Source organism: Rhizobium sp. BR 250 (genome assembly GCF_047445855.1).
Classification (GTDB): domain Bacteria; phylum Pseudomonadota; class Alphaproteobacteria; order Rhizobiales; family Rhizobiaceae; genus Agrobacterium; species Agrobacterium tumefaciens_I.
In genome coordinates this window covers 38,258-59,787 of record NZ_JARWKW010000011.1, presented here as the reverse complement: position 1 = coordinate 59,787, position 21,530 = coordinate 38,258, and the positions used below count along the sequence as shown (strand labels likewise).

Below are 21,530 nucleotides of genomic sequence, written 5' to 3'. Positions count from 1 at the left end.
ATCTTGCGTATCGAATCCGCATGTCGCGCCTTGTAAAACTCTTCAGGATTTTGCGCCGATATTGCGGATCACATTAGGGTGCAGGAGGGTTTGAAGATGGGCGGGTTGTCGGATTGGCTTGCGGAGGCACAGCCGATCAATCGCAAGAATGCCGCGGAAGCGGTGTTCGAGGATATCCGCTCCGCCATCACCTCGGGGCAGCTTGCGGTCGGTACCCGGTTGCCTGCCGAATCCCATCTGGCGGTGCGATATGGCGTCAGCCGGCCGATCATCCGCGAGGCACTGCGCTCGCTTCAGACGCTGGGCCTGACGCAGACCCGCACCGGCAGCGGCACCTATGTGATGACGCTGGCGCCGCCTTCCGAACTGAATTACGGAGCCTATTCCGCCCGCGATCTGATCGAGGCCCGCCCCTTCATTGAGGTGCCGGCCGCCGGCTGGGCGGCGCTGAGGCGCACGGATGCGCAACTGGCGGCCCTTCTGGATCTTTGCGACCGGATGGAGGCCGAAGAGAGGCCGCATCCCTGGGTGCTGCTCGACGGGCAATTTCACTGCGCCATTGCGGAGGCTTCGGCCAACGGGCTGTTCGCCAAGGTCGTGGCAGATGCCCGCGAAGCCCTTTCCCAGCAGTCCGAGATGGTGAACCTGATGGCGGGCCGCCGTGTAGCCTCGAATTTCGAGCACCGCCGGATCGTCGAGGCGATCCGGCGGAGTTCAGCACCCGAGGCGCGTGAGGCGATGGAAATTCACCTCGGCCAGGTGAAGCAGGTGGTGACGACGATCATTGGCGAAGATCGGCTTCGCCAGCCGTGACGGCCGGCAGGTTGGCAAGATGCCGCGGGCTCAGCGCCTGCTGCAATTGCGCTTCCGTCAGATACCCCCGTTCCAGAACCACCTGCGGCACGGTGCGGCCGCTGGCAAGCGCTTCCTTCGCCACTTCCGTCGCCGCGTAATAACCGATCAGCGGATTAAGCGCGGTGGCGAGACCGATCGATTCCTCCACACGCTGTGCCATGATGGCGGGATTTGCGACGATGCCCTCGACGCAGCGTTCCGCCAGGGTGCGGCAGGCGGCGCTCAGCTGGCTGATGCTCTGCGACAACGCCCGCACGATGATGGGCTCGAAAGCGTTCAGCTGCAGCTGCCCGGCTTCGGCGGCCATGGTGATGGTGATGTCGTTGCCGATCACCGCATAGGCGACCTGGTTGACCACTTCGGGAATGACCGGATTGATCTTGCCCGGCATGATGCTGGACCCTGCCTGAACCGAGGGCAGGGTGATCTCGCCGATGCCGGCGCGCGGGCCGGAGGAGAGCAGGCGAAGGTCGTTGCAAGTCTTCGACAGCTTGACGGCAACGCGTTTCAGCACGCCGGAGAGATGCACGAAGGCACCGGGGTCCTGTGTGGCTTCGATCAGGTCGGCAGCTGTCACGAGCGGCCGTTCGGTCAGCTCAGCCAGATGCTGGCAGGCAAGCGCGGCGTAACCGCGCGGCGCATTGAGCCCTGTGCCGATGGCGGTGGCACCGAGATTGATCTCGTGCAGCAGCGCGGCGGATTCGATCAGGCGGGCCTGATCTTCGCCGAGCATCACCACAAAAGTGCGGAATTCCTGGCCGAGCGTCATCGGCACGGCGTCCTGCAGCTGCGTGCGGCCGATCTTGATGAAACCGGCAAATTCCTGCGCCTTGCGGTCGAAGGCCTCCTTCAGCACGCCCATGGAGGCCGCCAGATCGTCGATTGATTCGATCAGGCCGACATTGACCGCCGTCGGATAGGCGTCATTGGTCGACTGGCTGAGATTGACATGGTCATTCGGGTGAAGACGGGCGTAATCGCCTTTTTCGTGGCCAAGCAGTTCAAGCGCGCGGTTGGCGATGACCTCATTGGCGTTCATATTGGTGGAAGTGCCGGCTCCGCCCTGAATTTCATCCACCACGAATTGCTCGTGCAGCGCGCCGGCGCGAATTTCGCGGCAGGCTTCCGCGATTGCTTCCATACGCTCCGTGTCCAGCAGGCCGAGTTCGTGATTTGCGCGTGCGGCCGCCTCCTTCACATAGGCCAGTCCCCTGATGAGATAAGGGTTGTGGCCAATGGTCACCCCGGTGATCTTGAAGTTTTCCACCGCGCGTGCCGTGTGCACGCCCCAATAGACATCTGCCGGAATTTCCTTCGTTCCGAGCAAATCATGCTCCCTGCGCGTCACGCTCACTTTTTCCTCCACTGGCTTTTAAGCGTTGCAATATCTGTAAAGCTGTCTTACAGATTTTTCGACCTTAATCGTGGTGGGGGAGAAGGTCAATCATATCGAATACCCTTGACGAACGGCATTATCTGCCATTATGAGGGCGAAAATCTGTCATGCAGCTTTACAGCATGCATGCATTCGCTGGCCATATTTCCAGCCTTGGGGACGACGCCAGTTCCACTTTGATTTCCGGCTTATTGCCGATTACAAGCGTTTTATCGGGAGGATAAATCCATGCATTCTGGAAAAACGGCACCCGCCGAACGTGAGGTCTTCATCGAAGAGGATCTCGGTTACCATAAAGCCCTGAAGCCGCGCCAAATCCAGATGATTGCCATCGGTGGCGCCATCGGCACGGGTCTCTTTCTGGGTGCGGGCGGGCGTCTCGCGCAGGCTGGCCCGGCGCTGGTTTTCGTTTATGCGCTCTGCGGTTTCTTCGCGTTTCTGGTGCTGCGCGCGCTTGGCGAGCTGATCATGCATCGCCCGAGCTCCGGTTCCTTCGTCTCCTATGCCCGTGAATTCTACGGTGAGAAGATGGCCTTTGCGGCCGGCTGGATGTATTGGCTGAACTGGGCCATGACCTCGGTGGCGGACGTGACCGCCGTCGCGCTCTATATGAATTTCTTCAAGCAATATGTTCCGTGGCTCGCCGGTATCGACCAATGGGTATTCGCGATGACGGCACTTCTGGTCGTGCTGGCGATGAACATGCTGTCGGTGAAGGTCTTCGGCGAACTTGAATTCTGGTTCAGCCTGATCAAGGTGCTGGCACTCGCGATCTTCCTCGTCGTCGGTATTTATTTCGTCATTTTCGGCACGCCGATCGAAGGCCATGTCACCGGTTTCAGCATCATCACCGATAATGGCGGCTTCTTCCCGAACGGTATTCTTCCCGCCTTCGTGATCATACAGGGTGTCGTCTTCGCTTACGCCTCGATCGAGCTGATCGGCACGGCTGCGGGCGAAACCGAAGATCCGCGCAAGGTCATGCCGCGCGCCATCCGCGCCGTGGTTCTGCGCCTCGTGGTTTTTTACGTCGGTTCGGTGCTGCTGTTCGCGCTGCTTCTGCCCTACACCGCCTACAAGGCCGGCGAGAGCCCGTTCGTGACCTTCTTCGGCTCCATCGGCGTGCAGGGCGCTGACGTGATCATGAACCTCGTTGTTCTCACCGCCGTGTTGTCTTCGCTCAATGCCGGCCTTTATTCCACTGGCCGCATTCTCCACTCCATGGCGGTTTCTGGCTCGGCGCCGGCCGCACTTGCGAAGATGAACAAGAACGGCGTGCCCTATGGCGGCATTGCTGTCACCGCCGTCGTCACGGTTCTCGGCGTGGCTCTCAACGCCGTCGTTCCTTCTGCCGCTTTCGAAATCGCGCTCAACCTTTCGGCGCTCGGCATCATCTGCGCATGGGCCGTCATCGTGCTCTGCCAGCTGAAGCTCTGGCAGCTTTCCAAGCGCGGTGAACTCGTGCGTCCGGATTTCCGCATGTTCGGCGCGCCCTATACCGGCATTCTCACGCTCATCTTCCTGTTCGGCGTGCTGGTGCTGATGGCCTTCGATTATCCCGTCGGCTCCTGGACCATCGCCTCGCTGCTCGTCATAATCCCGGCACTGGTCATCGGCTGGTATCTGCTGCGTGACCGTATCTATCGCCTTGCGGGCGAACGTGCGGGCGCAGGAGCATCGCATTGAGCGGGCAGGGCGAAGCTCCACTGGTGGCGGTCATCGCCACCGGTGGCACCATCGCCAGCCGGCGTGGCGCCGATGGCGCCAGCACCCCCAGCCTTTCCGGCGAGGACCTGCTGGCGCTGGTTCCGCATGTCAACGCCCGGCTGAAGCCGGTCGACCTGATGGCGAAGGATTCGTCCAGCCTGACCCTGGCCGACATGCAGCGCATCAGCGATGCCGTTGGCATCGAACTCAGCGATCCCGCCGTGGCGGGCATCGTCATTCTGCATGGAACCGACGCGATGGAAGAATCGTCGCTGCTGGTGCATCTGCAGCACGCCCTTGCCAAGCCCGTTGTTTTCACCGGCGCGCAATTTACGGCGGATCACAAGGATGCGGATGGGCCGACCAATCTGGCGAAGGCGATAGAAACCGCGCTCGATCAGCGGAATGCCGAACAGGGTGTGCTGCTTTCCTTCGGTGGTCGCTGTCTGCCGGCCTGGGGGCTTTACAAGCTGAGTGCGGATGCGGCGGATGCCTTCCGTTCGGCGCGGCCGCTTATCCACGCCACAGCGCCGAAGCTTGCTGCTCCCGTCACGGATATCAGGGTCGATATCGTCGCCATTCATCCCGGCTGTGACGCGACCCATATCGATGCCAGCCTTGCGGCCGGCGCAAAAGGTATCGTGCTTGCCGCACTCGGTTCCGGCAATGCCAATCCGCTTATCGCTGACGCGGTAAAGCGCTGCGCAGAGCGCCGCGTTCCGGTCGTGGTTTCCAGCCGTGTGCCGGAAGGCCTGCTGGTTGCAAGTTATGGCGGCGGCGGCGGGGGACATGATCTCGTCGCGGCGGGTGCCGTGCATTCATCCACACTTCGGCCGGGGCAGGCCCGTATTCTGCTGGCGGCGCTGCTCGCCGGCAAAAGCCCGGCGGAAACCATCGTATCCGCCTTTGGCGAGCCGCTCTCTCATTAGGAAGCGGTAAGGGTGTCCGTTTCCGCGGGCACCAAAATTCCTATAGGATTCCTATTTTATTCCATCTGTCGCCGTCTCGAACCTTTATGCGGTTCGGGTGCATTCTTCTGTGCGGGAAGGGATGGTGTTCCCTTCTCAGCCAGAAAGAATGAAAAGCGACGTCCCACATGACGGCGCTTTTCTTCCTGTCCGGCTCCCAGATGAAAAAGGAGTCCCATCGATGATGGATCTTGTTCTGATCGGCGCAGCGACGGTGTTTTTCGCCCTCTGCTTTGCCTATACGCGCGCCTGCGACCGGCTTTAGATGGAGGCCGCGATGATATTCGATTATGTCCTGAGTGGTGCCGTCACCGTCTTTGTCGCCGCCTATCTCACCTATGCTCTCATTCGCCCCGAACGCTTCTGATCGGGAAGCGGCGGTTCGAGTGGCGGAGATAAACGGAATCGGATCCGCCGCTCTCTCTTTCTGTCTGAGCATCGGATTATCCGAAAACCGTATGACACTTTTCGGTCCGATGCTTTATTGAAAGTTCAATACCATGACCCTCAATGGATGGTTTCAGGTCCTGCTTTTCTGCGGGATCGTATTTGCGCTGGTGAAGCCGCTCGGCTTCTACATGGCGCGTGTCTTTAATGGCGAACGCACCCTGCTGTCGCCGGTTCTCGCACCCGTCGAGCGCGGTCTCTACGCCGTTGCCGGCACCAGCGAGCGCGAGGAACAGCATTGGACGACCTATGCGTTCTCCATGCTTCTCTTCAACCTGCTCGGCTTCGCCCTGCTTTATGCGCTGATGCGCTTTCAGGCCGTGCTGCCCTATAATCCGCAGGCGATGCCGGCCGTCGGGCCTGAATTGTCCTTCAACACCGCGGTCAGCTTCGTCACCAATACCAACTGGCAGAATTACGGCGGGGAAAGCACCCTGTCCTATCTGACCCAGATGGCCGGTCTCACGGTGCAGAATTTCGTTTCGGCCGCCACGGGCATGGCGATCGCCATCGGTCTCATCCGCGCTTTTTCGCGTGCCTCCGGCAAGGCGATCGGTAATTTCTGGGTGGATATGGTCCGCTCCACGCTCTACGTGCTCTTGCCGCTCTGCATTATTCTCACACTCGTCTATGTGTGGCTCGGCGCGCCGCAAACGCTCGGCGCCTATGTCACGGCGCAGACGCTGGAAGGCGCGCAGCAGACGATTGCCGTCGGCCCCGTGGCGTCGCAGCTGGCGATCAAGATGCTCGGCACCAATGGTGGCGGTTTCTTCAACGCCAATTCCGCGCATCCCTTCGAGAACCCGGACGCCATTTCCAACATGATCCAGATGGTGTCGATCTTCGCGATCGGTGCCGCCTTCACCAATGTCTTCGGTCGCATGGTCGGCAACCAGCGTCAGGGCTGGGCGATCCTTGCCGCGATGGGCGTGCTGTTCATCGCCGGCGTTGCCGTCACCTATTGGGCGGAAGCGGCCGGAAACCCGCTGATGCACGGCTTTGGGCTCGCTGGTGGCAATATGGAGGGCAAGGAGGTCCGCTTCGGCGTGGCGCTTTCGTCACTCTTTGCCGTCATCACCACGGCTGCATCCTGTGGCGCAGTCAATGCCATGCATGGCAGCTTCACGGCGCTCGGTGGTCTCGTCCCGCTCATCAACATGCAGCTGGGTGAGGTGATCGTCGGCGGTGTCGGCGCGGGTTTCTACGGCATTCTGCTCTTCATCGTCATCGCCATTTTCGTGGCGGGACTGATGGTCGGCCGCACGCCGGAATATCTCGGCAAGAAGATCGAAGCCAAGGAAATGAAGATGGCGGTTCTGGCCATTCTCTGCCTGCCGCTCGCCATGCTGGCCTTCACCGCCACGGCCACGGTTCTGCCCTCGGCGGTGGCGTCGATCGGCACGGCCGGACCGCACGGCTTCTCCGAAATCCTCTATGCCTATACTTCGGCGGCCGCCAATAACGGCTCGGCTTTCGGCGGTCTGACGGGTAATACGACCTGGTACAACATCACCCTTGGTTTCGGCATGCTGATGGGGCGTTTTCTGGTCATCATCCCGGCACTCGCCATTGCTGGCTCGCTGGTCACCAAGAAGACCGTTCCGGCATCGGCAGGCACCTTCCCGACCGATGGCCCGCTCTTCGTTGGCCTGCTTGTCGGCACGATCCTGATTGTCGGTGGCCTCACCTTCCTGCCTGCGCTGGCGCTTGGCCCCGTTGCCGAACATCTGGTGATGGCGGCAGGCCAGCTCTTCTGAGGTGATGCCATGAATGACGGCAAGTCCCGACGTAACCGCATCGTTCCCGCCCGCAACGGCGCTCCCGGCAAGAGGAGCGCCACGCCCGGCGGCTGGTGCGCCTCCAATCTCATTCTTGCGATGATGGCGGCTCTGTTCGCCGCCGTCGTCGCCCTCGAAGTTATCACGGGCTGATCGATCCTTATCGGTCGCCCTGTTTCAAACGCTGGAGCCTCTTCATGAGCCAGTCCAAACAAGCGAGCATCCTCGATTCTCGCATTCTCGTGCCGGCAATCGCCGACGCATTCAAAAAGCTCAACCCGCGCACGCTTGCGCGCAACCCGGTCATGTTCGTGGTGGCGACGGTGTCGGTGCTGACAACAGTGCTGTTCATCCGCGATCTCGTCACCGGCGGCGCCAATCTCGCCTTTTCCTTCCAGATCAATCTCTGGCTCTGGTTCACGGTGCTGTTTGCCAATTTCGCCGAAGCCGTCGCCGAAGGGCGCGGCAAGGCGCAGGCGGATTCGCTGCGCCGGACGCGTACCGAAACCCAGGCAAAGCTTCTGATCGGTGATGACCGCAGCCAATACAAGATGGTGGCGGGCACCAGCCTGAAGGTGAACGATGTCGTTCTTGTCGAGGCAGGCGATATCATCCCCTCCGACGGGGAAGTCATCGAGGGTGTCGCCTCCGTCAACGAGGCGGCAATAACCGGCGAATCCGCCCCCGTCATCCGCGAATCCGGCGGCGACCGCTCGGCTGTTACCGGCGGCACGCAGGTTCTGTCGGACTGGATAAGGGTGCGCATCACCGCTGCTGCCGGCTCCACCTTCCTCGACCGGATGATTTCGCTGGTCGAAGGTGCCGAGCGCCAGAAGACACCGAACGAGATCGCGCTCAATATCCTGCTGGCCGGCATGACGCTGATCTTCGTTCTTGCCACCGCGACCATTCCGAGCTTCGCGGCCTATGCCGGCGGTTCCATCCCGATCATCGTGCTGGTGGCGCTGTTCGTCACGCTCATCCCCACCACCATCGGCGCGCTTCTATCCGCCATCGGCATTGCCGGCATGGATCGTCTGGTGCGTTTCAACGTGCTCGCCATGTCCGGCCGCGCCGTCGAGGCGGCGGGTGACGTCGATACGCTGCTGCTCGACAAGACCGGCACCATCACGCTTGGCAACCGGCAGGCGACCGAGTTCCGCCCCATCCCCGGCGTTTCCGAACAGGAACTTGCGGATGCCGCGCAGCTCGCTTCGCTCGCCGACGAAACGCCGGAAGGCCGCTCCATCGTGGTTCTGGCCAAGGAAAAATACGGCATCCGCGCCCGCGACATGCAGAAGCTGCACGCCAGCTTCGTGCCCTTCACCGCCCAGACCCGCATGAGCGGCGTCGATTTTGAAGGCGCCTCCATTCGCAAGGGTGCGGTTGATGCGGTTCTCGCTTATGTCGATGGCGGCGCTCTGCAACATGGCAATGCGGCGCTTGCCCTCAAAACCGAAACGGATGCCACGCGCGCTATCCGCGGAATAGCGGAAGATATCGCCAAGGCCGGCGGCACGCCGCTTGCCGTGGTGCGCGATGGTAAGTTGCTCGGCGTCGTGCAGCTGAAGGATATCGTCAAGGGCGGCATTCGCGAACGTTTCGCCGAGCTTCGCCGCATGGGCATCCGCACCGTGATGATCACCGGCGACAATCCGATGACGGCTGCCGCCATCGCAGCGGAAGCAGGCGTCGATGATTTCCTTGCCCAGGCAACGCCGGAAAACAAGCTGGAACTGATCCGTGAGGAGCAGGCCAAGGGCAAGCTGGTCGCCATGTGCGGCGACGGCACCAACGACGCACCGGCGCTGGCACAGGCCGATGTCGGCGTCGCCATGAACACCGGCACGGTGGCGGCCCGCGAGGCCGGCAACATGGTGGATCTCGACAGCGATCCGACCAAGCTCATCGAGATCGTCGAAATCGGTAAACAATTGCTGATGACGCGCGGTGCACTGACGACCTTCTCCATCGCCAACGATATCGCCAAATATTTCGCCATCATTCCGGCGATGTTCCTGGCGCTCTATCCGCAGCTTGGTGTCCTGAACGTGATGGGGCTTTCGACGCCGCAGAGCGCCATTTTGTCGGCGATCATCTTCAACGCGCTCATCATCATCGCGCTCATCCCGCTATCGCTGAAGGGCGTCAAATATCGCCCGATCGGTGCCGGCGCGCTGCTGTCGCGCAATCTGGTCATCTATGGCCTCGGCGGCATCATCGTTCCCTTCATCGGCATCAAGGCCATCGACCTCGCCATTACCGCGCTCGGTCTCGCCTGAGGAGTAAAGACAATGTTCAAACAGCTTCGTCCCGCACTGGTGCTGATCCTCGCCACCACTGCCATTACCGGCCTTGCTTATCCGCTCGGCATGACGGGTCTGGCGCAGGCGCTCTTTCCCGTTCAGGCCAATGGCAGCCTGATCGAGAAGGATGGCAAGGTGGTTGGCTCGCAATTGATCGGTCAGGCCTTCACCGGCGAGACCTATTTTCACGGGCGCCCCTCCGCCGCCGGCGACGGATATAACGCGGCCTCATCGTCCGGTTCCAATCTCGGCCCGACGAGCGCCAAGCTCATTGACCGGGTGAAGACGGATTACGAGGCCGCAAAGGGCGAAAACCCGGCGGCAGAAGTTCCTGCCGATCTGGTGACGGCATCGGGTAGCGGTCTCGATCCGCATGTCTCACCTGAGGCCGCCTATTTCCAGGTGCCGCGTGTCGCCAAGGCAAGGGGTATGGATGAGGCCGCGCTGCGTGCCCTCGTTGAGCGTCATGTCGAAGCGCCGGAACTCGGCTTCATGGGTGAGCCCGTCGTAAATGTACTGGCGCTCAATATGGCACTTGACGCAGCCGGCTCATAAACTGAAATGGCTATGGCTTCTTTGGAAGCCATAGCCTCGACCACTGGTGGTTAAATGCCTGACGACAATCGCGATATGCCGAGCCGACCGTCGCCCGATGCGCTGCTGGAAAATGCCCGGCGCGAGGCGCGAGGCCGGCTGAAGATTTTTCTGGGCGCTGCCCCCGGCGTCGGCAAGACCTATGAGATGCTGATGTCCGGCCGGGCGAAGCTCGCGGATGGTGTCGACACCGTTATCGGTGTCGTGGAAACCCATGGCCGCCGGGAAACCGAGGCGCTGGTCGAAGGGCTGGAGGTGATCCCCCGCAGGCGCATCGACTATCGCGGTCAGGTCCTGGAGGAAATGGATCTCGACGCCATCCTCGCTCGCCGCCCCGCTCTGGTTCTGGTCGATGAGCTTGCCCATACCAATGCCTCCGGCAGCCGCCACCCCAAGCGCTATATGGATGTTCAGGAAATCCTCGCGCAGGGCATCGATGTCTATACGACGCTGAACATCCAGCATGTCGAAAGTCTGAATGATGTGGTGGCGCAGATCACCCGCATCCGCGTGCGCGAAACGGTGCCTGACAGCATCATCGACCGGGCCGACGATGTGGAAATCATCGATATTACTCCCGACGACCTGATCAAGCGGCTGCAGGATGGCAAGGTTTACCTGCCGCGTACCGCCCGGCGCGCCATCGAGAATTATTTCTCCCGAGGCAACCTGACGGCGCTGCGTGAGCTTGCACTGCGCCGCACGGCGCAGCGGGTGGACGAGCAATTGCTCAACCACATGCAGTCCCATGCCATTTCCGGCCCCTGGGCAGCGGGGGACCGGGTTCTGGTCTGCCTCGACCATGGCGGCAACGGGCCGGGGCTGGTGCGTTATGCCCGAAGGCAGGCGGACCGCCTGCGCGCGCCATGGACGGCGCTGCATCTCGACACGCCGCGTTCACAGCAATTGTCTGAGGCGGAGAAGGACCGGCTGGCCGGCACCATGCGGCTTGCCCAGCAGCTTGGCGGCGAAACGGTGATCCTGCCAGCGCTTGATCTCACACGCGAGATCATCTCCTACGCCAACGCCAATAATTTCACCCACATCATCATCGGCCGCCCGCGAAAATCCTGGTGGCAGAGGATTTTTCAGCGCTCGCTGACGCATGATCTGATCGACCACGCCGGCGATATCAGCGTGCATGTCATTTCCGGCGATAAAAAAGAAGAGAAGCCGGGTCAGGTCGCAAAGCCGGCATTGGCCCAATCGCATCGTTCCATAAGGCCCTATCTCAACAGTACGCTGTTTGTCGGTTTGGCAATCGTGGCCGGCATCGTGCTTGACCAGACGCTCGATGTTAGAAATCTGGCGCTGGTGTTCCTGATGGCGGTTCTGGCCGCTGCCGTGCGCGGCGGCCTGGGGCCGGCGCTTTATGCTTCGCTGCTTGGCGCTTTTGCCTTCAATTTTTTCTTCCTTGAGCCGCGTTACACGCTGACCGTTCGCGATCCGGAAAGCGTCGTGGCGCTGCTGTTTTACCTTGGTGTCGCGCTTGTCGCCTCCAATCTCACGGCGGCCGTGCAACGGCAGGCCGCCGCCGCGCGGGCAAGGGCGCGAACGACGGAAGATTTGTATCTGTTCTCGAAGAAGCTCTCGGTGACCGGAACGCTGGACGACGTGTTGTGGGCCGCTGCTTTCCAGATGGCCTCGATGCTGAAGGTTCGGATCGTTCTGCTTCTGCCGGAAAACAATACGATAGCGGTCAAGGCGGGATATCCGCCGGACGATACGCTGGTGGATGCCGATATCGCCGCCGCCCAGTGGGCATGGGAACACAACAAGGCCGCGGGCAGGGGCGCAGATACGCTTCCCGGCGCCAAGCGGCTTTATCTGCCGTTGCGCACCGGCAGTGGCGCCGTCGGTGTGGTGGGGCTGGACGACGACCGGCTCGGGCCGCTGCTGACGCCGGAACAGCAACGGCTGTTTGACGCGCTGGCCGATCAGGCGGCGCTTGCCATAGAGCGCATTCAACTCGTCTCGGATGTCGACAGGGCAAGGCTCGCGGCGGAAACCGACCGGCTGCGCACGGCGCTCCTGACCTCCATTTCCCATGATCTCAAGACGCCGCTTGCGGCCATTCTGGGCTCGGCTGGAACGCTGAAGGATTTTGCCGAGGATATTCCGCCGGATGCGCGCGCCGAACTGCTGTCGACGATCGTCGAGGAATCCGAACGGCTGAACCGTTTCATCTCCAACCTTCTCGATATGACGAGGATCGGTTCGGGCGCGATGGAGCCGAATTACGGTCTGCATTTCCTCGGCGACATGGTCGGAACGGCGCTGTCGCGTGCGGCGAAGATCGTCGTCCGGCACGAGGTCGTTCTTGATATACCCTCCGACCTGCCGATGCTGAAGGTCGATCCCGTGCTTTTCGAACAGGTGCTGTTCAACCTCATCGACAATGCGGCCAAATACGCACCCGAACACACGATCATTGCGATACGCGGCTGGCGGCAGGGAAAAAATATCTTCCTGTCGGTTGCCGATGAGGGGCCGGGCATTCCGCCCGATGATATCGAGCGGGTCTTCGACAGTTTCTATCGGGTGCGAAAGGCGGATCATGTGCAGGCGGGAACGGGGCTCGGCCTCTCCATCTGCAAGGGTTTCATCGAAGCGATGGGCGGCTCGATCCGCGCGGAAAACAGAGCGGGCCGTAGCGGAGCGCAATTCATCATAGGTCTGCCCGTCGCCGTCGATACGCCGGTGCTGGATCATGATTAAGGCGCTATTGCCGGTGAGAGATGGTCATGCATTCTGCCATGCCGCTGAAGGAGATCGGGAATGACCAATTCCGCCGTTCGTATTCTGATCGTCGATGACGAGCCGCCGATCCGCAAGCTCCTGCGGGTGGGCCTGTCGACGCAGGGATATGCGGTGAGCGAAGCGATGAATGCGAAGGTGGCGGTGGAGCTGGTCCGGGAAGACAGGCCCGATCTCGTTGTTCTCGATCTCGGCCTGCCGGATATGTCGGGGCATGATCTTCTGGAAAAGTGGCGTGCAGAAGGGCTGGCGCTGCCAGTCATCATCCTTTCCAGCCGCACGGATGAGGCGGGTATCGTCAGGGCGCTGGAACTCGGGGCGGATGACTACATCACCAAGCCTTTTGGCATGAACGAGCTTGTCGCCCGAATCCGTGTCGCGCTCCGTCATCGCCTGCAGAGCCAGGGCGAAAGGCCGGTGTTTCAGACCGGTGATCTCTCGGTCGATCTTGTCCGGCGCATCGTCAAGGTGGAGGATCGCGAGGTGAAGCTCTCGCCCAAGGAATATGATATTCTGCGGGTTCTGGTGCAGCATGCCGGCAAGGTGCTGACGCACCGTTTCCTGCTGGAGCATGTCTGGGACGAACTGACCGACGTGCAATATCTGCGGGTCTATGTGCGCCAGTTGCGCCAGAAGATCGAAAAAATTCCGGATCAGCCGCGTTATATACTGACGGAAACCGGGGTGGGTTACCGGTTGCAGGAGGTTTGAGGGCGCCGCAAAGCGACGCCCTCCGATAGTTCAAACGGCGGCGCAGATCGACAGGAATTCGTCCACATCGGCTTCGGTTGTCGCAAAGCTGGTGACCATGCGGATCAGCACTTCGTCCTTGTTGACCTTTTCCGGCATGTCGCGGGGCTCCAGCCAGTCATAGAACTTCGCGCCCTTTTCTGTCGCTGCTTCCGCAGCTGCCTTCGGTAGAATGGCGAAAACTTCATTGGCCTGGGTCGGCCAGGCGAGGCGGGCGCTGTTCAGGGAGCCGAAACCGGCGCGCAGCCGGTTGGCCATGGCATTGGCGTGGCCGGCGAGACCGAGCCACAGATCGTCCTGCAGATAGGCTTCGAACTGCGCGGCGATGAAGCGCGATTTTGAAAAGAGTTGGGCGGTGCGCTTGCGCAGGAAGGAGAAGTCCCGGGCGAGCGACGGGTCGAAGAAGACGATTGCTTCCGCGCACCAGCAGCCGTTTTTCGTGCCGCCGAAAGACAGGACATCGACGCCGCGTTTCCAGGTCATTTCGGCGGGTGTGGTGCCGAGGGCGGCAAGCGCATTGGCAAACCGCGCGCCATCCATATGCAGCGGCAGGCCGTTTTCCTTGGCGATCTTCGATATCGCGTCGATTTCATCGAGCGTGTAGACGGTGCCGGCCTCGGTTGCCTGTGTCATGGTGATGGCAGCGGCGCGCCCATGGTGCACGGCATCCTGCGGATAACGCGCAATGCGTTCGATCAGGTTTTCCGGCAGCATCTTGCCATTCGGCCCCTCGACGGCGACCATGCGCATGCCGGAAAAGAAATCCGGGGCGCCGCATTCATCCTCGATCACATGCGCTTCGGAATGACAGAAGGTCAGGCCGCCGGCGCGGGCGATGCTGGCCAGCGAAAGCGAATTGGCCGCCGTGCCGGTGGCGACGAAAAACACTGCGACTTCGCGTTCGAAGATTTCGTTGAAGCGCTTTTCGATGGAGAGATCGAGCTCGCTGGTGCCGTAGGCGGCGGCAAAGCGTGTGGATTCCCGAGACAGCCGTTCATTGACGGCCGGATGGGCGCCAGCCCAATTGTCTGAAGCAAAAAACATCTCTGAAGGCTTTCCGATAGCTGAGGGTCTGTGTTGGGCTGCGTGAAGCTATGACGGGCAAAGTTCTAGGACCTAAGATCGCGATTGGCAAATCGGGCAATGAAAGCAATGGCCCAGCGGCTCTTTCGACAAGAAAGTTTCGCACAATAGGTCAGTATCGAAACTTCGCTGCAAATCGGGGCATTCACTAATTGGATTCGGACCCTTGCAAAATTCAGTCGTTTCTGCCAAAATCAGCGGGAATTGAGACAGTCTTGCTGTCCTAAATTTGATCCAGCCGGCCTGAATGCGGATTTTGCGGGAAGCAGAAATCCGCATCGAGCCGGATCTTCGCATGAAACCGTGCAAGTAATTTTGCAGGAGGGACAAAAATGACGAACAAGCCGCAGGCGGATATCGCCGCCGCAACCCTGACCACAGACTGTCCCACCGCGGCTGCGGCCGCACCCGTTTCTGCGAAAGCGCGTTTCGCGGGTGGCTTGCCGGAACGGCAGGGTCTTTACGATCCCGCCAACGAACATGACGCCTGCGGCGTCGGCTTCGTAGCCCATATGAAGGGCGTCAAGTCGCACCAGATCGTCAGTGACGGCCTGTTCATCCTCGAAAATCTCACCCATCGCGGTGCGGTTGGCGCTGACCCGCTGATGGGTGATGGCGCGGGCATTCTCGTGCAGATCCCCGACCGTTTCTTCCGCGAGGAAATGGCGGCGCAGGGCGTGACGTTGCCGAAGGCCGGCGAATACGCCGTCGGCCACATCTTCATGCCGCGCGATCCTTCCCGCATCGAGCATTACAAGAAGGTCATCGTCGACGTCATCGGCGAAGAGGGGCAGCAGTTCCTCGGCTTCCGCGACGTGCCTGTCGATAATTCCTCGCTGTCGAAGGCGCCGGATATTGCTGCGACCGAGCCGCACCATGTTCAGGTCTTCATCGGCGCAGGCCGCGATGCCGCGACCAATCATGATTTTGAGCGCAAGCTGTTCCTAATCCGCAAGGTTCTCTCCAACCGCATCTATGATGAGGGCGGCGGCAAGGAAACGCAGGATTTCTATCCCGTTTCCCTTTCCTCCTCCACCATCGTCTACAAGGGCATGTTCCTCGCCTATCAGGTTGGCGCCTATTACAAGGATCTGGCCGATCCGCGCTTCGAATCCGCCGTTGCCCTCGTGCATCAGCGTTTCTCGACCAACACCTTCCCGTCCTGGAAGCTGGCGCATCCCTACCGCATGGTCGCTCATAACGGTGAAATCAACACGCTGCGCGGCAACGTCAACTGGATGGCGGCGCGTCAGGCCTCGGTTTCGTCGGTGCTGTTCGGCGATGACATTTCCAAGCTCTGGCCGATTTCCTATGAAGGTCAGTCGGACACCGCCTGTTTCGACAACGCGCTCGAATTCCTCGTGCGCGGCGGTTACTCCATGGCCCACGCCGTCATGATGCTGATCCCGGAAGCCTGGGCCGGCAACCAGTCCATGTCTGCCGAACGCAAGGCATTCTACGAATATCACGCAGCGCTGATGGAGCCGTGGGACGGCCCGGCCGCCGTTGCCTTCACCGATGGCAAGCAGATTGGCGCGACGCTCGACCGCAACGGTCTTCGCCCGGCACGTTATCTCGTCACCGATGATGATCGCATCATCATGGCGTCCGAGGCGGGCACGCTGCCGGTGCCGGAAGAGCGCATCGTCAAGAAGTGGCGCCTGCAGCCAGGCAAGATGCTGCTGATCGACATGGAAAAGGGTGCGATCATTTCCGATGAGGAAGTGAAGCACGAGCTTGCCGCCAAGCACCCCTACCGCACCTGGCTCGACCGCACGCAGCTCATCCTCGAAGAGCTGAAGCCGGTCGAACCGCGCGCGCTTCGCCGTGACGTATCACTGCTCGACCGTCAGCAGGCCTTCGGCTACACCAGCGAAGATACGAAGCTGCTGATGTCGCCGATGGCGACGACCGGCCAGGAAGCCATCGGCTCCATGGGCACCGATACGCCGATTTCGGCCATGTCGGAAAAGTCGAAGCTGCTTTACACCTATTTCAAGCAGAACTTCGCGCAGGTGACGAACCCGCCGATCGATCCGATCCGCGAAGAGCTTGTCATGAGCCTCGTGTCCTTCATCGGTCCGCGCCCGAATATCCTCGATCACGAAGGTGCAGCCCGCGCCAAGCGTCTGGAAGTGCGCCAGCCGATCCTGACCAATGGCGATCTGGAGAAGATCCGCTCCATCGGCCATACGGAAGACCGTTTCGACACCAAGACGCTCGACTTCACCTATGATGTGGAGCGTGGCGCGGAAGGCATGCCGGAAATGCTGGAACGCCTGTGCGAGCGGGCGGAATCCGCCGTTCGTGGCGGTTACAACATCATCGTTCTCTCCGACCGTCAGCTTGGCCCGGACCGCATTGCGATCCCCGCCCTTCTGGCGACGGCAGCCGTGCACCATCACCTGATCCGCAAGGGTCTGCGCACCTCGGTCGGCCTCGTCGTGGAAACTGGTGAGCCGCGCGAAATCCATCATTTCTGCCTGCTCGCCGGTTATGGCGCGGAGGCGATCAACCCCTATCTCGCCTTTGACACGCTGCTCGACATGCACAAGCACGGCGCCTTCCCGAAGGAAGTCTCCGACGACGAAGTGGTTTATCGCTACATCAAGGCGGTCGGTAAGGGCATCCTCAAGGTCATGTCCAAGATGGGCATTTCCACCTACCAGTCCTATTGCGGCGCGCAGATCTTCGACGCCATCGGCCTGTCGTCCGAATTCGTCGAGAAGTATTTCTTCGGCACGGCCACCTCCATCGAAGGTGTCGGCCTGACGGAAATTGCCGAAGAAACCGTAACGCGCCACACGGCGGCCTTCGGCAAGGATCCGATCCTTGCCAACACGCTCGATATCGGCGGTGAATACGCCTATCGCATGCGCGGTGAAAGCCACGCCTGGACGCCGGATGCCGTTGCCTCGCTGCAGCACGCCGTGCGCGGCAACAGCCAGGATCGCTACCGCGAATTCGCCGGCATGGTGAATGAGACGGCGCTGCGCATGAACACCATTCGCGGCCTGTTCAAGGTCAAGTCGGCGGAAGCGCTCGGCCGCAAGCCGGTTTCCATCGATGATGTTGAGCCGGCGGCTGATATCGTCAAGCGCTTCTCGACCGGGGCCATGTCCTTCGGCTCGATCAGCCGCGAGGCGCATACCACGCTCGCCATCGCCATGAACCGCATCGGCGGCAAGTCAAACACCGGTGAGGGCGGCGAAGAATCCGACCGTTACATGCCGCTGTTGAACGGCCAGCCGAACCCGGAACGCTCCGCCATCAAGCAGATCGCTTCCGGACGCTTCGGCGTGACGACGGAATATCTCGTCAATGCCGATATGCTGCAGATCAAGGTGGCGCAGGGCGCAAAGCCCGGCGAAGGCGGCCAGCTGCCCGGCCACAAGGTGGATGCGACGGTTGCCAAGACCCGTCACTCCACCCCGGGTGTCGGCCTCATCTCGCCGCCGCCGCATCATGACATCTATTCGATCGAAGATCTGGCGCAGCTGATCTACGACCTGAAGAACGTCAACCCGGAAGCCGATGTTTCGGTGAAGCTGGTGTCGGAAGTGGGCGTCGGCACGGTTGCTGCCGGTGTCGCCAAGGCGCGTGCCGACCATATCACCGTTGCCGGTTTCGACGGCGGCACGGGTGCTTCGCCGCTTACCTCGCTGAAGCATGCGGGCTCGCCCTGGGAAATCGGCCTTGCCGAAACCCAGCAGACGCTGGTGCTGAACGGCCTTCGCTCGCGCGTTGCCCTGCAGGTGGATGGCGGTCTGAAGACCGGCCGCGACGTCATCATCGGCGCGCTGCTCGGTGCGGATGAATTCGGCTTCGCCACCGCGCCGCTGATTGCGGCCGGCTGCATCATGATGCGCAAGTGCCACCTCAACACCTGCCCGGTGGGCGTCGCGACGCAGGACCCGGTTCTGCGCAAGCGCTTCAAGGGCACGCCGGAACATGTCATCAACTACTTCTTCTTCGTGGCCGAAGAAGTGCGCGAAATTCTTGCCTCGCTTGGCGTTACCAGGCTGGATGAGATCATCGGCGCTTCCGAGATGCTCGAAAAGGATGAGATGCTGGCGCACTGGAAGGCCAAGGGTCTGGATTTCAGCCGCATCTTCCACAAGGTTGAGGCACCCAAGGAAGCAACCTTCTGGACCGAACGCCAGAAGCATCCGATCGACGATATTCTCGACCGCAAGCTGATCGAGAAGTCCTTGCCGTCGCTCGAAAACCGCGAACCCGTAGTCTTCGAAGTGCCGATCAAGAACGTCGACCGTTCCGCAGGCGCCATGCTTTCGGGTGCGCTTGCCAAGCGTTGGGGTCACAAGGGCCTGAAGGACGATACGATCCACGTCACCCTCAAGGGTACGGCCGGTCAGTCCTTCGGCGCGTTCCTTGCCCGCGGCATCACCTTCGATCTGGTGGGTGACGGCAACGACTATGTCGGCAAGGGTCTTTCGGGTGGCCGCATCATCGTGCGCCCGCCGGAAAACACCCGCATCGTTGCGGAAAACTCGATCATCGTCGGCAATACCGTGCTTTACGGTGCGATCACCGGCGAGTGTTATTTCCGCGGTGTCGCGGGTGAGCGTTTCGCGGTGCGTAACTCCGGCGCGGTCGCGGTTGTCGAAGGCGTGGGCGACCACGGCTGCGAATATATGACCGGCGGCATCGTCGTTGTTCTCGGTGAGACGGGCCGTAACTTCGCGGCCGGCATGTCCGGCGGCGTGGCTTATGTTCTCGACGAGAAGGGTGACTTCGCCACCCGCTGCAACATGGCTATGGTCGAGCTTGAGCCGGTTCCGGAAGAAGACGACATGCTGGAAAAGCTGCACCATCACGGCGGCGACCTCATGCACAAGGGACGTGTGGACGTTTCCGAGGACATGACGCGCCACGACGAGGAGCGCCTTTACCAGCTGATCTCGAACCACTTCCATTACACGAATTCGTCGCGCGCCAAGGATATACTCGACCGCTGGAGCGAGTTCCGTCCGAAGTTCCGCAAGGTCATGCCGGTCGAATACCGCCGTGCGCTTGAGGAAATGGAGCGCATGCGCATGGGCGTGGCGGCGGAGTAATCCGCCGCGTGAGGACACTACACCAACTGGTCTCGCTGATGATCGCGGCCGCCGTTCCCACGGTGGTCTACTGGACGAGCGGCGAGACCGGATTTGAGTTCATCGTATTGGGGGCGGCTTTCGGTTTCGCCTACTGGTACTGGGGCCCGACAGGCGCTCCGCTTTGATGTGAGGACATAAACGTGGGCAAGGTTACAGGTTTTCTGGAAATCGACCGGCAGGTGGGCAAGTATCAGCCCGCATCGGATCGTATCCGCCATTTCCGCGAATTCACCATTCCGATGTCGGATGCCGAGGTGCAGAAGCAGGCGGCGCGCTGCATGGATTGCGGCATTCCCTACTGTCATGGCCCGACGGGCTGTCCCGTGCACAACCAGATCCCCGACTGGAATGATCTGGTTTATAACAACAATTGGGAAGAGGCGATCCGTAACCTCCATTCCACCAACAACTTCCCGGAATTTACCGGCCGCGTCTGTCCCGCGCCCTGCGAGGAAGCGTGCACGCTGAACCTCGAGGATGCACCGGTCGCCATCAAGACCGTAGAACAGGCGATTGCCGACAAGGCCTATGAGCTGGGCTTCATCGTGCCGAAGCCGGCGACGATCCACACCGGCAAGAAGGTCGCCATCATCGGTTCCGGCCCTTCGGGCATGGCGGCGGCTCAGCAGCTCGGCCGCGCCGGCCATGAGGTGCACGTTTACGAGCGTGAATCCAAGCCCGGTGGCCTGCTGCGTTACGGTATCCCGGACTTCAAGATGGAGAAGAACTTCATCGATCGCCGTGTCGAGCAGATCAAGGGCGAAGGCGTCACCTTCCATTGCGGCGTCAATGTCGGTGTCGATGTGACGGTTGAGGCGCTTCTCTCCGACCACGATGCGGTTCTTTATTGCGGCGGTTCGGAAACCCCGCGTCCGGCCGGTATCGGTGGCGCCGATCTGCTTGGTGTTTACGATGCTATGCCCTATCTCGTGCAGCAGAACCGCCGCGTCGGCCGTGAAAACATCGACAGCATCGGCTGGCCTGCCGATCCGATCCTTGCGGGTGGCAAGCATGTCGTCGTCGTTGGTGGTGGCGATACCGCATCCGACTGCGTCGGTACGGCCTTCCGTCAGGGCGCGGTGAAAGTCACCCAGCTCGACATCCGCCCGATGCCGCCGGAAAAGGAAGACAAGCTTGCGGTCTGGCCCTTCTGGGCAACCAAGATGCGCACCTCGTCCTCGCAGGCCGAAGGCGCCATTCGCGAGTTCCAGGTGGCGACGCTTGAATTCGTCGGCGAAGACGGCGTGCTGACAGGCGTGAAGTGCTGCCAGGTGGATGACCGCCGCAAGCCGATCGCCGGCACGGAATTCATCATCAAGGCCGATCTCGCCTTCATCGCCATCGGCTTCTCCGGTCCCTTCACCGACAGCGTGCTGAAGGAGATGGACGGCAAGCTGACGCTTAACACCGACCGCCGCGGCTCCACCAATGTGGTCGCCAACGAAACGGATTACCGGACCTCGGTCGACAAGCTGTGGGCTGCGGGCGATGTGCGCCGTGGCCAGTCCCTGGTGGTCTGGGCGATCCGCGAAGGCCGCCAAGCGGCGCGTGCGATCGACGAGGCGCTGATGGGTGCCACCGTTCTGCCGCGCTAAGCGAATGAATGCGGCATAAGCCGCACGAACCATAACAAAAGGCCTGTTGTCAGATACAACAGGCCTTTTGTCTGACTGGACGACCAAAAAAGCGATTGGGGCGTCGCTTTCATGGGGACGGGCAAGATATCGCGCCTGTGAATTGCAAGGACATTACGCGTTTCCCGAAAAGCA

The 21,530-nt window shown here is 61.1% G+C and carries 15 protein-coding genes; 13 read left to right on the top strand and 2 right to left on the bottom strand.

Annotated features, from left to right (window positions below; genetic code table 11):
- The first annotated feature begins 96 nt into the window (after positions 1-96).
- The gene (locus QD336_RS17795) at positions 97-813 is read left to right on the top strand and encodes a FadR/GntR family transcriptional regulator (protein ID WP_269346540.1); all 717 of its coding nucleotides are present in this window, start codon (positions 97-99) and stop codon (positions 811-813) included.
- Here the strand turns inward: QD336_RS17795 and QD336_RS17790 are convergent.
- Positions 782-2,209 carry an aspartate ammonia-lyase gene (locus QD336_RS17790; RefSeq protein WP_499171547.1) on the bottom strand — a complete coding sequence of 476 codons (1,428 nt, stop codon included), beginning with the start codon at positions 2,207-2,209 and terminating at the stop codon, positions 782-784. The two genes, QD336_RS17795 and QD336_RS17790, sit on opposite strands and share 32 nt — an antisense overlap.
- A gap of 270 nt (positions 2,210-2,479) precedes the next feature.
- Here QD336_RS17790 and QD336_RS17785 point away from each other — a divergent pair, with 270 nt between their 5' ends.
- The 9 genes from QD336_RS17785 (at position 2,480) to QD336_RS17745 (ending at position 13,519) form a co-directional block, all read left to right on the top strand.
- Positions 2,480-3,937: an amino acid permease gene (locus QD336_RS17785; RefSeq protein ID WP_499171546.1), complete on the top strand. Its 1,458-nt coding sequence runs from the start codon at positions 2,480-2,482 to the stop codon at positions 3,935-3,937.
- A complete protein-coding gene (locus QD336_RS17780) occupies positions 3,934-4,887 on the top strand; it encodes an asparaginase (RefSeq protein ID WP_499171545.1) in 954 nt (317 codons plus the stop codon). The genes QD336_RS17785 and QD336_RS17780 overlap by 4 nt, the downstream gene beginning before the upstream one ends.
- 316 nt (positions 4,888-5,203) lie before the next feature.
- Positions 5,204-5,293 carry a K(+)-transporting ATPase subunit F gene (gene kdpF, locus QD336_RS17775; protein ID WP_006313429.1) on the top strand — a complete coding sequence of 30 codons (90 nt, stop codon included), beginning with the start codon at positions 5,204-5,206 and terminating at the stop codon, positions 5,291-5,293.
- Between the two features lie 133 nt (positions 5,294-5,426).
- Entirely contained in the window at positions 5,427-7,130 is a 1,704-nt protein-coding gene (gene kdpA, locus QD336_RS17770) for a potassium-transporting ATPase subunit KdpA (protein ID WP_499171544.1), read from the top strand.
- A gap of 9 nt (positions 7,131-7,139) precedes the next feature.
- A complete protein-coding gene (locus QD336_RS17765) occupies positions 7,140-7,304 on the top strand; it encodes a hypothetical protein (protein WP_499171543.1) in 165 nt (54 codons plus the stop codon).
- 44 nt (positions 7,305-7,348) lie between these two features.
- Complete coding sequence (gene kdpB, locus QD336_RS17760; RefSeq protein ID WP_499171542.1) at positions 7,349-9,433, top strand: potassium-transporting ATPase subunit KdpB; 2,085 nt, start codon at positions 7,349-7,351, stop codon at positions 9,431-9,433.
- A gap of 12 nt (positions 9,434-9,445) precedes the next feature.
- Entirely contained in the window at positions 9,446-10,012 is a 567-nt protein-coding gene (gene kdpC, locus QD336_RS17755) for a potassium-transporting ATPase subunit KdpC (protein WP_499171541.1), read from the top strand.
- A gap of 54 nt (positions 10,013-10,066) precedes the next feature.
- Positions 10,067-12,769 carry a DUF4118 domain-containing protein gene (locus QD336_RS17750; protein ID WP_499171540.1) on the top strand — a complete coding sequence of 901 codons (2,703 nt, stop codon included), beginning with the start codon at positions 10,067-10,069 and terminating at the stop codon, positions 12,767-12,769.
- Positions 12,770-12,829: 60 nt separating this feature from the next.
- Entirely contained in the window at positions 12,830-13,519 is a 690-nt protein-coding gene (locus QD336_RS17745) for a response regulator transcription factor (protein WP_499171539.1), read from the top strand.
- A 30-nt stretch (positions 13,520-13,549) separates the two neighbouring features.
- Here the strand turns inward: QD336_RS17745 and QD336_RS17740 are convergent, their stop codons facing one another.
- Positions 13,550-14,602, bottom strand: a complete 1,053-nt coding sequence (locus QD336_RS17740; RefSeq protein WP_499171538.1) for a threonine aldolase family protein — start codon at positions 14,600-14,602, stop codon at positions 13,550-13,552.
- A gap of 371 nt (positions 14,603-14,973) precedes the next feature.
- On the opposite strand from QD336_RS17740, the gene gltB reads away from it, so the two are divergent.
- From gltB to QD336_RS17725, 3 genes are read left to right on the top strand one after another with little or no spacing between them, the layout of a single operon-like run.
- Entirely contained in the window at positions 14,974-19,719 is a 4,746-nt protein-coding gene (gene gltB, locus QD336_RS17735) for a glutamate synthase large subunit (RefSeq protein WP_499171536.1), read from the top strand.
- Positions 19,720-19,727: 8 nt separating this feature from the next.
- A complete protein-coding gene (locus QD336_RS17730) occupies positions 19,728-19,886 on the top strand; it encodes a hypothetical protein (RefSeq protein ID WP_499171670.1) in 159 nt (52 codons plus the stop codon).
- Positions 19,887-19,901: 15 nt separating this feature from the next.
- Entirely contained in the window at positions 19,902-21,356 is a 1,455-nt protein-coding gene (locus tag QD336_RS17725) for a glutamate synthase subunit beta (protein WP_269346565.1), read from the top strand.
- Positions 21,357-21,530: the final 174 nt, after the last annotated feature.

Excerpts from the sequence above, each read along its gene's own strand:
- QD336_RS17750 (WP_499171540.1), top strand. The coding sequence starts at position 10,067 with ATGCCTGACGACAATCGCGATATGCCGAGCCGACCGTCGCCCGATGCG.
- QD336_RS17785 (WP_499171546.1), top strand. The coding sequence starts at position 2,480 with ATGCATTCTGGAAAAACGGCACCCGCCGAACGTGAGGTCTTCATCGAA.
- kdpB (WP_499171542.1), top strand. The coding sequence starts at position 7,349 with ATGAGCCAGTCCAAACAAGCGAGCATCCTCGATTCTCGCATTCTCGTG.
- QD336_RS17765 (WP_499171543.1), top strand. The coding sequence starts at position 7,140 with ATGAATGACGGCAAGTCCCGACGTAACCGCATCGTTCCCGCCCGCAAC.
- QD336_RS17795 (WP_269346540.1), top strand. The coding sequence starts at position 97 with ATGGGCGGGTTGTCGGATTGGCTTGCGGAGGCACAGCCGATCAATCGC.
- gltB (WP_499171536.1), top strand. The coding sequence starts at position 14,974 with ATGACGAACAAGCCGCAGGCGGATATCGCCGCCGCAACCCTGACCACA.
- QD336_RS17745 (WP_499171539.1), top strand. The coding sequence starts at position 12,830 with ATGACCAATTCCGCCGTTCGTATTCTGATCGTCGATGACGAGCCGCCG.
- kdpC (WP_499171541.1), top strand. The coding sequence starts at position 9,446 with ATGTTCAAACAGCTTCGTCCCGCACTGGTGCTGATCCTCGCCACCACT.
- QD336_RS17740 (WP_499171538.1), bottom strand. The coding sequence starts at position 14,602 with ATGTTTTTTGCTTCAGACAATTGGGCTGGCGCCCATCCGGCCGTCAAT.
- kdpA (WP_499171544.1), top strand. The coding sequence starts at position 5,427 with ATGACCCTCAATGGATGGTTTCAGGTCCTGCTTTTCTGCGGGATCGTA.
- kdpF (WP_006313429.1), top strand. The coding sequence starts at position 5,204 with ATGATATTCGATTATGTCCTGAGTGGTGCCGTCACCGTCTTTGTCGCC.